This window comes from Mycobacterium sp. E3298 (genome assembly GCF_001666895.1).
Lineage (GTDB): Bacteria > Actinomycetota > Actinomycetes > Mycobacteriales > Mycobacteriaceae > Mycobacterium.
Genome location: NZ_LZJB01000152.1, coordinates 1 through 12,902 on the forward strand (window position 1 = coordinate 1; position 12,902 = coordinate 12,902).

Annotated in this window: 6 protein-coding genes and 1 pseudogene; 2 read left to right on the forward strand and 5 right to left on the reverse strand. The window is 69.6% G+C overall.

The window, feature by feature from the left end; genetic code table 11:
• Together A9X05_RS31560 and fadD21 are read left to right on the forward strand one after the other, a co-directional pair.
• Positions 1-306, forward strand: a pseudogene (locus A9X05_RS31560) (hypothetical protein); the annotation flags it as partial.
• A gap of 158 nt (positions 307-464) precedes the next feature.
• A complete protein-coding gene (gene fadD21, locus A9X05_RS06860) occupies positions 465-2,204 on the forward strand; it encodes a fatty-acid--AMP ligase FAAL21/FadD21 (RefSeq protein ID WP_067780175.1) in 1,740 nt (579 codons plus the stop codon).
• Between the two features lie 9 nt (positions 2,205-2,213).
• Here the strand turns inward: fadD21 and A9X05_RS06865 are convergent, their stop codons facing one another.
• The 5 genes from A9X05_RS06865 to A9X05_RS06885 all read right to left on the reverse strand — a co-directional run.
• The gene (locus A9X05_RS06865; protein ID WP_067755762.1) at positions 2,214-2,531 is read right to left on the reverse strand and encodes a hypothetical protein; all 318 of its coding nucleotides are present in this window, start codon (positions 2,529-2,531) and stop codon (positions 2,214-2,216) included.
• Entirely contained in the window at positions 2,528-3,793 is a 1,266-nt protein-coding gene (gene sat / locus A9X05_RS06870; RefSeq protein ID WP_067780178.1) for a sulfate adenylyltransferase, read from the reverse strand. The genes A9X05_RS06865 and sat overlap by 4 nt, the downstream gene beginning before the upstream one ends.
• A 64-nt stretch (positions 3,794-3,857) precedes the next feature.
• Positions 3,858-4,541, reverse strand: a complete 684-nt coding sequence (gene cysC / locus A9X05_RS06875; protein ID WP_067780184.1) for an adenylyl-sulfate kinase — start codon at positions 4,539-4,541, stop codon at positions 3,858-3,860.
• Positions 4,542-4,825: 284 nt separating this feature from the next.
• Positions 4,826-11,134, reverse strand: a complete 6,309-nt coding sequence (gene pks2 / locus A9X05_RS06880) for a type I polyketide synthase (RefSeq protein ID WP_067780181.1) — start codon at positions 11,132-11,134, stop codon at positions 4,826-4,828.
• 276 nt (positions 11,135-11,410) lie between these two features.
• Positions 11,411-12,902: APC family permease (locus A9X05_RS06885; RefSeq protein ID WP_156736533.1), on the reverse strand; the 1,492-nt coding region annotated here is incomplete at its 5' end.

Sequence of the window (12,902 nt, forward strand, 5' to 3'; positions counted from 1 at the left end):
CGGGCGGCGCGGTCGGGTCTCGTCGAGGTCCCCGTGGCGGCCGAGGCCCCGAACCAGGTTTCGCAGGCGCGGCGCCGCCGGGCGGCGGTCACGCAACTCGGCCGCCGATACGAGTACCTGGACGCGGAACCGTCGTCGAGCGCCTCGGATCGGGGCGCGGAAACCCTGGGCTTCACCGGAACCGCGCCCGCCAAGGGGGCCGGCATGCCGGCAGGACTGACCGCGCTGCGCGACGATGCCTTCGACGGCGCCGCGCGCACACCGATGTTGCCGCACACCTGGGACCACGGCCCGGATGCACCTTGAACGAGGCTGGGCCACAACGGTATTCGTTGGCGCGGGACGGCCCGGCGCAGTCGGGCGCACGCGGCGGCCCGCGGCCGGGACCGTAGCGCCGGCGGGCGGAACCGGGGCCTGGCGCGACCTTCGTCCGCAAGCGGAAGAAGAGCGGTAGCCTAACCCGCATGCAGAACGCGTCGGTGGTCTCCCTGCTGCGTGAACGCGCGGGTCTGCAGCCCGACGAAATCGCGTTCCGCTATACCGACTACGAGCACGATTGGGCGGGCGTCACCGAGACGTTGACGTGGGCGCAGCTGTACCAGCGGACCCTGAACGTCGCGCACGAGGTCGAGCGGCACGGCGCCGTCGGGGACCGGGCCGTGATCCTGGCTCCGCAGGGCCTGCCCTATATCGTGGCCTTCCTGGGCGCGATGCAGGCCGGGCTGATCGCGGTGCCGCTGCCCGTCCCGGCGGTGGGCTCACACGACGAACGCGTGAGCGCCGTCCTGGCCGACACCACACCCACCGTCGTGCTCACCACGTCGGCGGTCGCCGGCACCATCACCGAGTACCTCGGGCAGCCGGGCCCGACGACCACCCCGGCGGTCGTCGAGGTCGATGCGCTCGATTTGGACGACCCCTCCGCGCCGGGCATCCGGCTCAACGGCGCCCCCGACACGGCCTACCTGCAGTACACGTCCGGCTCGACGCGACTGCCGGCCGGCGTCATGATCTCGCACCGCAACCTGCGCGTGAACTTCCAGCAGCTGATGGCCGCCTATTTCGCCGAGTTCAACGGCGTCCCGCCACGCGAAACGGCCGCCGTCTCCTGGCTGCCCTTCTACCACGACATGGGGTTGGTGCTCGGCGTCATCGCGCCGATCATGGGCGGTTATCGCGGTGACCTGACAAGCCCGGTCGCCTTCCTGCAACGACCGGCACGGTGGATCCACGCGATGTCGATCGGCACCCCGGTGATGTCGGCGGCGCCGAACTTCGCCTTCGAGCTGGCCGTCCGCAAGACGAAGGACGCAGACCTGGACGGCGTCGACCTGGGCAACGTCCTGGGCGTCGTCAGCGGCGCCGAACGCATCCACCCCGCCACGCTGGACCGGTTCGCTAAACGCTTCGCGCCGTACAACTTTGACGACCGCGCGATGCGCCCGTCCTACGGATTGGCCGAGGCCACGGTGTACGTCACCAGCCGCACCACCCGCGGGGCCCCGCGGGTGGTGCACTTCGAATCAGAGAAGTTGTCCGAGGGGTCCGCGGAACGCTGCCCGGCGGAGAGTGGCTCGCCGCTGCTGAGCTACGGCATGCCGACATCGCCGGCGGTGCGGATCGTCGACCCCGACGCCCGCCGGGAATGCCCGCCGGGAAAGGTCGGCGAGATCTGGGTCCATGGCGAAAACGTTGCCGGCGGCTACTGGCAGAAGCCCGAGGAGACCGCACGCACCTTCGCCGGCGGCCTGGTCGACCCGTCGCCGGGCACGCCGGAGGGACCGTGGCTGCGCACCGGCGACCTCGGGTTCGTCTCCGAGGGCGAGATGTTCATCGTGGGCCGGACCAAAGATCTCCTGATCGTCTACGGGCGCAACCACTATCCCGAGGACATCGAGTCGACGGTGCAGGGGATCACCGGGGGCCGCGTCGCGGCGATCTCGGTGCCGGTGGACGAGACCGAGAAGCTGGTGACCATCATCGAGATGAAGAAGCGCGGCGACTCCGACGAGGAGGTGTCGCGCCGGTTCGCCGTCGTCAAAAACGATGTCACCGCGGCGATTTCGAATTCGCACGGTCTCAATGTCGCCGATCTCGTGCTGGTGTCGCCCGGGTCGATTCCCACCACGACGAGCGGCAAGATCCGGCGCGCGGCCTGCGTCGAGCAGTACCGCCGTCAGGAGTTCACCCGACTGGACGCCTGAGCGCCGCGCCTACGGCTGCGATTCGGCGAGGAAGCGGTCCACCACGTCGGGGCCCGTGGAGTGCAGGGCGATGGACAGCTCCAGCAGCCGGTCCTTGACCTTCTTGGGCAGCAACTCGATGGACTTCGTGGTGGCTGAGTCGTACTTTGACCCCGGAAAGCGTTGCAGCACAACGTCCTTCTGCTCTTCGGTGGTATAAATCTCCAAGAGCTTCATCCCCGCGAAGGCTTCCTTCGCCGAGTCGGCCATCCCGGCTTTCGCCAGCGCCTCGAGCCGCTCCTCGTTGATCCAGACGTTGACCTTGATCTTCTTGACGTCGCCGCTCATGATCGGGCCCCCTCCAACGGGTTCAGCGTGAACACGGGCAGCCGGTCCGCCAGGTACTCCTCGGTGACGAACGGCGAGCCCTGGCCGTACTTGGCGGCCGCCTCGAGAACCACCTCGAACACCTCGTGCCGCATCACCTGCTGGGTGGGCTTCACCTCGTCGGTCAGGATGCTTCTGATCAGGCTTCCGCTGAAACTCTGCGCCTTGGAGTCGTGCCCGCACAGCGCCGAATTGGTCACTTCCCGGCATTCGGGGCAATACCAGTTCTCGCGCAGGAACACCGGTTTGATGCCCAGCTCCGACCGGTGTTCCTGAAGGAGGTTCTGCGAGTCGTACGGATGGTAGAAGTCGCCGACGCCGGCGTGGTCGCGGCCGAACATGTGGTGCGTGCACCCGAGGTTGGTGCGCAGGATCGCGTGGAAGATGGCCTCCCGCGGACCCGCGTATCGCATGTCCCACAGCGTGAAGGTCACCTTGTGGACGTCCTCCCGGAAATACCCGCTCTTCCTGAGCTCGTCCTGCGTGAGCAGGATCGCCTCGTCGATGTAGTCGCCCACCCGTTTCTGCCCGATGATCGCGTTGACCAGCACGCCCGTGCTCAGGTCGTCGACCGGCTGGTCTTCGTTGGCGGCCAACCACGCCTGCTTCATCAGCGCCTCGTGTCCGGTGTGCGGGACGTTGCGGGTCTGATGCGCGACGACGTGGGTCCAGTTCTTTTCCGCGAGCGCGTCCTGGTGCTGCCTGGGCGTGAGCCAGAAGCTCTTGAAGGGCTCGTTGAACACCGGCTCGTTGATGAGCGTGACGTCGCCGGCGACGAACCGGTTTGCGTACGCCAGCGTCTTCTTCACTCCCGGATGCCGGGGATCCGTTGTGCCGTAAGTCTTCTCAGCCAGTCGCTGCAGGTCGTACTCGTAGATCTCGGTGACGTCCAGGATCGCGATGGGAGCGTCTGAGTACTCCAGCACGACGCTGGCGCCCTCTTGGACGCCCAGCGTGTCGATGTCGTCGGAGGGCAGGTCGAACACGATCGGGATGCTCCACAGCGTCCCGTCCGGCAAGGCCAACTTGTCCAGCGTGGTGTCGACCTCCTGCCGGCCCATGAACCCGGTCAGCGGCGTGAAGAACCCGTAGGACAGGCTGATGACCTCGTGCGCCGTCGCCTTCGAGATGGGCACCCGCGCCAGGCCCTGGATCCGGCCGGCCGCGTTTTCGGTGGCCACCCGCTCCACGATCGGCTTGCCGTTGTGACCCGTATAGCTCATTCGATGCCCCTCGCTTCGCAGTGCAACACTTTCCTGGCAAACGTCTTCGGTGCCCTGCCGATTCCTAAACCCCGCCCGTCGGCTCCTGGCTGCGCGCGAGGGCGGGGATGACGCCGACCTTCTCGAGGTGCGCAATCACCTCCTCGGCCAGCGTGTCCGCGTCCTTCGCGCCGCCCTCGAGTCGCAGTTCCGGTTCCACCGGAGCCTCGTACGGGTCGTCGATGCCGGTGAATCCCTTGATCTCGCCGGCCCGGGCCTTCTTGTACAGCCCCTTGGGGTCGCGCTTTTCGCAGATCTCGATGGGGGTGTCGACAAAGATCTCCTGGAAGTCGCCCTCGAGCAGCGTTTCGCGCACCGCATCGCGGTCCCGCCGGTAGGGACTGATGAAGGCCGTCAACGCGATGACGCCGGCCTCGCAGAACAACTTCGAGACCGCGCCGATGCGCCGGATGTTCTCCTCGCGGTCTTCGGCAGAGAAGCCCAGGCCGAACCTCTTGGCGAACGCCACGCCGTGGCGCGGCTCCAGGGTGTCGGGCCCGGCGTTGAGCCCGTAGCGGACGTTGTCCCCGTCGAGGAGATAGCTCCGGATGCCCCGCTCGTACAGCCTCTGCTCAACGGTGTTGGCCACCGTGCTCTTCCCGCTGCCGCTGAGCCCGGTGAACCAGAGGACGCAGCCTCGGTGCCCGTTGAGCTTCTCCCGGCTGTCGCGACTGATGTGGTGTTCGTGCCAGGTGATGTTGTTCGACATTTTCGGCTCCTCGACACCGATCCCGTGCAAGTCCTCCCACGACCTTCACCAGATCGCTCACCAATCAAACCGGGTTGTGGCCGGTCGGTTACTTAAGATGGCCAATTTACAGGAGATTTCCGTCTTCCCGCCACCGTGCCGCGGCGGCCGCGCCCGCCGCATTCGACCAGCTCCGGGCGTCGCGGGGTCGAGCGCCGCCGCGCCGGGCGGGCGGGGCGCGCCGCCTGGCCCTGGCGCCGACGGTTACGAGCACGGTGAGCCGAAGTTCCCGGCCGCGCTTCCGGTCAGGACGGCGAAGCCGCGGTTTCCGCGGCGGCCAACTCGTCGCACAGGTGCTCGGCCAGATCGCGAACCGTGGTGATCTTGGTGGGGCTGATGCGGATCCCGGTTTCGGTCTCGATGCGCGTTCGCAGCTCCAGGTTTCCCAGCGAATCCAGTCCGTAGTCGGAGAGTGGACGATCGGGATCGATTGTGCGGCGCAGCAACAGACTGATCTGGCCGGACACCAGCCGGCGGATGGCGGTCGGCCATTCCTCGCGGGGCAGCGCCTTGAGTTCGGCCAGGAATTTGCCGGTGTCGGGGTTACCGGATCCCATCGACTGGAAAGCTTCGGCGAACCGGCTGCGTTGCGCGAACGAGGTCAACCAGGGCGTTCCCATGATCGGCGCGTAGCCGGTGTAGGCGCGGTCGTAGCGCAGCAGGGATTCGAAGGCGTGGTAACCCTCCGCCGGCTTGATCGCGATGCCGGCGTCTTCCGCGAGCGCCGTGGCGCGGCCGACCTCCGACCATGCGCCCCAGGCGATCGCGCTGCCCGGCAACCCCTGGCTGCGCCGCCAGTGGGCGAAGGCGTCCAGCCAGCTGTTGGCCGCGGCATAGGCGCCCTGGCCCGGCGATCCGACCAGCGCGGCGGCCGAGGAGAACGAACAGAACCAGTCCAGCGGCTGGTCCGCCGTCGCGTGATGCAAGTTCCAGGCTCCGTAAACCTTTGGCGCCCAGCATCGGTCGATGAGTTCGTCGGTCACGTTGGCCAGCGTGGCGTCCTGGACCACCGCGGCCGCGTGCAGCACGCCGCGCACCGGCAGTCCGGTCTCGGTCGCGGACGCCACCAGCCGCTCGGCCGTGCCCGGCTCGGCGATGTCGCCACACTCCACCGCGATGTCGGCCCCGCCGGCGCGGAGACGCTCGATGTCTTGGCGGGCTTGCTCGTTGGGCGCCGAGCGGGAATTCAGCACGATCCGTGCGGCGCCGCGCGCCGCCATCTGACCGGCCAGGAACAAGCCCAGCCCGCCGATGCCGCCGGTGACGATGTAGGCGCCATCGGTGCGGAACAGTCGCACGTTTTCCGGCGGGACGGCGGCCACACTGCGTCCCGTGCGCGGCACGTCGAGCACCACCTTGCCGGTGTGGCCGGCGCCCGCCACCAGGCGGACCGCGGCGGCCGCGTCGTGGATCGGGAAGTGCGTGGTCCGCGGCAACGGCAGCCCGCCGTCGGCCGTGCGGCGGTACACGGTGGTCAGCAGGCGTCGGACGGTGTCGGGATGGCTGAACGTCAGCAACGCCAGGTCGACCGCGAACAGCGACAGGTTGCGGCGGAACGGGAACAGCCCGAGGTGGGTGTCGCGGTAGATGTCACGCTTGCCCAGCTCGACGAATCGGCCGCCGAACGCCAGCAACTCGACTCCCGCACGCTGCGCGGCGCCGGACAGCGAGTTGAGCACCACGTCGACACCGTATCCGCCGGTGTCACGGCGGATCTCGTCCGCGAACGCCGTGCTGCGCGAGTCGTAGACGTGCTCGATTCCCATGTCGCGCAACAATTGCCGGCGCTGGGGGCTGCCCGCGGTCGCGAAGATTTCGCAGCCCGCGGCCCGGGCGATCGCGATGGCCGCCTGTCCCACGCCGCCGGTGCCGGAGTGGATCAGCACCTTGTCGGTCGGCGCGATGCGGGCCAGGTCATGCAGGCCGTACCAGGCGGTCGCCGAGGCGGTGGCCACGGCGGCGGCGTCTTCGGAAGCGAGGTCGGGCGGCAGGGTGACCGCGTGCCTGGCGTCGGCGATGACGAAGGTGCCCCAGCAGCCGTTGCGGGACATGCCGCCGACGCGGTCGCCCACCCGATGCTCGGTGACGTCCGGGCCGACGGCGGTGACCACGCCGGCGAAGTCCCCGCCCAATTGCTGTTGGTAGCCCTCGAAGGTGGGATAGCGGCCGAAGGCCACCAGCACGTCGGCGAAGTTGATGGTGGACGCGGCGATCGCGACCTCGATCTCCCCCGGCCCGGGCGGGACGCGGTCGAACGCGGTGAACTCCAGCGATTCGAGGTCACCGGGGGTGCGGATCTGCAGGCGCATGCCGTCCCGCTCGTGATCGACGACCGCGGTCTGCCGTTCGGCCGGGCGCAGCGGACCGGGCCGCAGCCGCGCGGTGTACCACTCCCCCTGGCGCCAGGCGGTCTCGTCTTCTCCCGAGCCGCTCTTGAGTTGCGCCGCAACGTGTTCCGGCCCGGTCGTCGCGTCGACGTCGATTTGGGTGGCGCTCAGGTGCGGGTGCTCGGAGTCGATCACCCGCAGCAGTCCACGCAGCCCGGCCTGTTCCAGGTTGGCCACATCGCCGGCGGCCACGCTGGCGGCGTTCCTGGTGACCACGAAGAGCCGGGGCGACTCGCCGGGCAGCTCGGAGAGCTCACGCGCGACGGCCACCAGGTGCGACACGTAGTCGCGGGCGCGCCGCGCCTGGTCGGGGCCGCCGCCCGGTGGCGCGGTCACCACGACCACACCCGTCGGGCCCTTGAGCGGGCCGTGCCCGTTCGAGGCGGCCGGGCCGTTGCCGGACAGCAGCGCGCGCAGCCCGGCGGTTTCCACCGGCCCGACAGGCAACGAGAGCGTGGTGCAGTGGGCGCCATCGGAATCGAGCGCCTCGCCCAGCTGGGTCGCGAGCGGATCCGTCGCCTCGCACGCGGTGAGCAGCAGCCACGATCCCGGCTCGGCCCGCGCGGCGTCCGGGAGTTCCCGCGGCTCCCATTCGATGGCCAACAACCGCTCGTTGAGCAGCCGCTCGGCTCGTTCGCGTTCGGAGACCCCACCGGCCAGCCGCAGCCCCTCGACGGTCAGGAGCACGGCGCCGGACTGGTCCAGCACGTCGATGTCCGCCTCGCACTCGCCGGGGCCCGACGACGTCACCCGGGCCAGGCAGTATTGCGCATTGCGCGCCGGGGCATGGCTGCGCAGCCGGCGCACGCCGACCGGCAGCAGCAGGCCACCCGCGCCGGCCTGCTGGACCACCGGGTGAACGACCACCGACTGAAAGCATGCGTCCAGCAGGGCCGGGTGGATCGCGTAGCCCGACTGCTGCGAGCGGATGGCTCCGGGCAGCGCCACCTCGGCGAGCACCGTGGGTGTGTCCACGTCGCCGAGGAGCGCGGCGGCCAGGCCCGAGAAGGCGGGACCGTATTGAATCCCGATGGCGTCGAACGCCTTTCGCAACTCGGCGCCGTCCATGCCGGACGGATGATTGGCGATCAGCGTGGCCATGTCGTGGGCGGGCGGCTGCTGCGGCCCGTCCTCGTCCGCCCCTTCCTGCGCGCGCAGGACCGCGCGCGCCCGGCGCACGCGTTCGCCGTCCTCGTGGGTGTCCACGGTGAACTCGAGAACGCCGGGCGCGGTGACCGTCGCCGACGACGACGCCCGCGTCCCGCCGTCCAGCAGCAGGGTCTGCTCGAACGTGATGTCGGTGACCTCGGACCGTTCGCCGAGGACCGCCCGCGCGGCGGTCAGCGCCATCTCGCAGTACGCGGCGCCGGGAAGCGCTGCCACGTGGTGGATTTGGTGATCGCCGAGCCACGGGTGCGCCTCGGTGCCGACATCGCCCTGCCAGACGTGTCGCTCCGGTTCCTCGTACAGGTGCACGTGCGCACCGAGTAGCGGATGGACGGCCTGGACCGAGGCGCCGTGCGCCTGCTCCTTCGCCTCGCGGCTGAGCATGAGCCTGCGATGGGTCCACGTCGGGATGGGCGCGTCCACCAGGCGGCCGCTCGGGTATTGGACCGAGAAGTCGACCACGGCGCCGGCGCTGTGCACGTCGGCGACGAACGCCCGCAACCCGGCCGGCAGCTCTTGCTCCCGGCGCATGGCCGCCAGCGCCGCGATGGGCATGTCCAGGCTTGCGGCGTTCTGCTCGACGGCGTGCGTGAGCAGGGGATGCGGCGAAAGCTCCCCGAAGACGCGGAAACCGTCCTTGAGGGCGGCCTGCACGGCCGCCGCGAATCGCACTGTGTACCTTAGATTTTCGCCCCAGTAGTCGGCGGTGAACGACGGCCGTTCGCGGGGGTTCCAGAGCGTCGCCGAGTAGTAGGGAACCTCCGGCTCCCTGGGCTCGAGGCCGGCGAGGGCCTCGACCAGTTCGTCGAGGATCGGCTCGACCTGGGGCGAGTGCGAGGCCACGTCCACCGCCACCTCGCGCGCCACCACGTCCTGCTCCTGCCAGACCGCGACCAGGTCCCGGATCGACTGCGTGTCGCCGCCGACGACCGTCGACGTGGGCGACGCGACCACCGAGAGGACCACGTCGGAGATCCCGCGAATGGACAGTTCCGACAACACCTGTTGGCCCGGCAGTTCCACCGACGCCATGGCGCCACTCCCGGCGAGCCGCGCCATCAGCCTCGAGCGCCGGCAGATGACGCGCACGCCGTCTTGCAGCGACAGGCCACCGGCGACGACCGCCGCGGCGGATTCACCGAGCGAATGGCCGATGACCGCGCCGGGACGGGCCCCGTAGGACTTCATCGTCTCGGCCAGCGCGACCTGCATCGCGAAGATCGTCGGCTGCACCCGATCGATGCCGGTCACCACCTCGGGCGCCGACATCGCCTCGGTCACCGAGAACCCCGATTCCGCGGCGATCAGCGGTTCCATCGCCGCGATCGTCGCGGCGAACACCGGTTCGGAGGCCAGCAGCCCGGCGCCCATCTGCGACCACTGCGAGCCTTGGCCGGAGAACACCCAGACCGGTCCCCGGTCGTCCTGCCCCACGGCGGGTAGATGCGGGATGTCGCCGCCGGCGACCTCGCGCAGGGCCGCGCTCAGCTGACCGAGGTCGCCGGCGGACACCACCGTGCGCACCGGCCGGTGTGCGCGGCGGCGCGCGAGTGTGTAGCCGACGTCCGACAGGCCGGCGGTGCCGGCACCGCCGGCGTCGATCCAATCCGCCAGCCGGGCGGCCGTGACGCGCAATTGTTCGGCGGACGTCGCCGACACCGGGAACAACAACGCCCCGTTGGCATTCGGGGCGGCCGGCGGCGCTTGTTCCGGCGGCGCCTCCTCCAAGACGGCATGCACGTTGGTGCCGGACATCCCGTATGACGACACCGCGGCGCGGCGCGGGCGCCGGTCGCCGGGCCACGGCGTGTTGGCCTGCGGCACGAACAGTTCCGTCTTGATCGCGGCCATCTCGTCGGGCAGCCGGGTGAAGTGGAGGTTCTGCGGCACCGTGCCGTGCTGTAGCGCGAGGATGGCCTTCATCAGCCCCAGCGGTCCGGAGGTCGACTGCAGGTGGCCGAAATTGGTTTTGACCGAGCCCAGCGCGCAGGGCCCGCCGGTCCCGTACACGGCGGCCAGGCTCGCGTATTCGATCGGATCCCCGACCGGGGTGCCGGTCCCATGCGCCTCGACGAAGCCGACCGTGGCGGCGTCGACGCCGGCGGTCTCCAGGGCCTTGCGGTAGACGGCCACCTGGGCGGTTTCCGACGGCGCCGCTATGTTGACGGTGCGGCCGTCCTGGTTGGCCGCCGTGCCGCGCAGGACGGCCAGGATGCGGTCGGAGTCGCGTTGCGCGTCGTCGAGCCGCTTGAGCAGCAGCACGACGCAGCCCTCACCGGAGACGAAGCCGTCCGCGTTGACGTCGAAGGCGTGGCAGCGGCCGGTCGGCGACAGCATGCCCTGCAGCGACCCCGAGACGGACTTGCGCGGTTCGAGGGTCACGGCGACACCGCCGGCCAGGGCCAAATCGCTCTCGCCGCTGTTGAGGCTGCCGCAGGCCTGGTGCACGGCCATCAACCCCGACGAGCACGCGGTGTCAACGGTGACGGCCGGGCCGTGCAGCCCCAGCGTGTAGGCGACCCGCCCGGACGCGAAGCTGTTGCTGGTGCCGGTGAAGCCGTACGGGCCCTCGGCGGCGCCGCAGTCGGCGGAGAGCAGTTCGTAGTCGCCGTGCGTCAGCCCGACGAAGACGCCGGTCTGCGAGTGGGACAACCGCGCGGGATCGAGGCCCGCGTGCTCGATGGCGTCCCAGGACGTCTCCAGCAGCAAACGGTGTTGGGGGTCGATCGCGGTGGCTTCGCGCTCGGTCATGCCGAAGAAATCGCAGTCGAAGCCGCCGACGTCGTCCAGGAAGGCCCCCCACCGCGTCACCGACCGGCCGGGCACGCCGGGCTCGGGGTCGTAGTACAGGTCCGCGTCCCACCGGTCGGCGGGGATCTCGCCGACGAAATCGGCGCCGCGCAGCAACGCCTCCCACAGCCGTTGCGGGGAATCGATTCCACCGGGAAGCCGGCAGGCCATACCGATGACAGCAACGGGTGTGGCGGTTGCGGCACGCAATGTGCAGTCCTCTGTTCTCCCCCAACGGCGTTGGCCAGTCGCGCGGGTGTCAGCTTACCGACCTGAACTCCGTCAGCTTAACCGCTTGGAGAATACGGCCGGCCCGCGAATTTGCCAGGGACGGATCGCCGTGAAACCTCTGTCGCGACTGTGGCTTCCGCGGTTTCCCCGGCAGCGCAACGGCGATGGTGAACACCGACGAAGAGCGCCCGCCGGACGGGGCCGCGTGCGCGAAACGCTGTGAAGCCACAGCGTTTGGGGGCAATCCGGTAGCCGCTACGCTTTGCCGGCGTCCCCCGACTCGCTGGAATCGACCGCCTCCGCGGGGTCCTCGATCACCTGATACGTCGGGTCGACCATCGAGATGGGCCGGTTGCCCGTCTGGCGGGCCTTCCCGGTTATCCGCAACAGCTGGCCTGGCTGGATGTCGGCGCCGCCGTGGCCGGGGCGGAAGGTGATGGTGATCTCCCCGCTGTTGTCCCCCACGACGACCTCGCGCAGGGTGCGCCCGCGGTCGTTGACGTCCTCGACCTCGCTGACCCGCCCCTCGACGGTGGCCCGTTGCCCGGAGATCAGGCCGGCCACCAGGATGACCGACCCCGGCCGCTCCGGGTGCTCGTAGGCGTCCACCTTCTCGTCCTCGCCCCTGGACACCCACGCCTCGAGCTTGTCGATCTCGTCGGCGATCCGTTGCTCGAACGTGTCGGGGTAGGCCTCCCGAATGCGCGATTCCACGTCGTACGGCACGATCGTCGCCGCCGCGTCGGGGATCAGGCTCACCGCGCTGGAGATCTTGTCCGCGGTGCGGTCGTGCAGCAGCCGCCCAAGCAGCCGCCCGAACGTCCGGCGCGGCAGCAGCACCGTCACGTTGGTGCGCGCTTGTTCGTCGCGGGCCTTGGCGACGAACAGCTGCGCGGCCCGGATGATCCGCCGGTCCGGGCAGTCGACGACCCGCAGCGGGGTGTCCAGATCGAAGTGGTCCCAACGCTTCCGCAGTATGGCGGCGTGGGCCGGGTCCACCATGAAGTGCACGGCGGTCAACTCGTCGGCACGCAATCCCCTGCCGTAGCGCAACGCTTCGATCACCGCCAGGTCGACGGAGTCGACGAACACGAACACCCGGTGCCGCGCGTACTTCACCAACTCCGGGCGGTCGGTGCGGAACATCTCGAGAATGGCTGCCTCGGCGCGGTATTCGCGGTTGAGCCGCGTCAGTATGAACACCAGCAGCGGGAAGACGATGACCACCAGCCACGCGCCTTCGGTGAACTTCGCCACCGCGAAGATGCCCACCACGATCGTGGACAGGACGGCCGCGGAGAGGTTGATGGCCAGGCGGCGTCGCCATCCCGGTTCGCGGTGCCTCAGATGGTGTTTGGTCATCCCGTAGCCGGCCATCGAGAACCCCGTGAACACGCCGATCGCGTAGAAGGGAACCAGCGCGTTGACCGAGCCGCCCGTCACCACCAACAGCAGCACGGACAGCGCCGTGAGCGTGATGATGCCGTTCGAGAAGACCAGGCGGTGACCGCGTTTGGTGAGTTGGCGCGGCAGGAAGCGGTCCTCGGCGACGAAGCTGGCCAGCGCCGGGAACCCGTTGAAGCTGGTGTTCGCGCCGGTGAACAGGATGGCGGCGGTGGCGGCCTGGACCAGCGTATAGAAGACGTTGCCGAGCAGGCCGTTGCCGAATACGGCGCGACCGATCTGCGACAGCACCGACGGGTACTCGGTGAGATACGGCGTGGCGTGGGTGACGTGCGCCAGATAG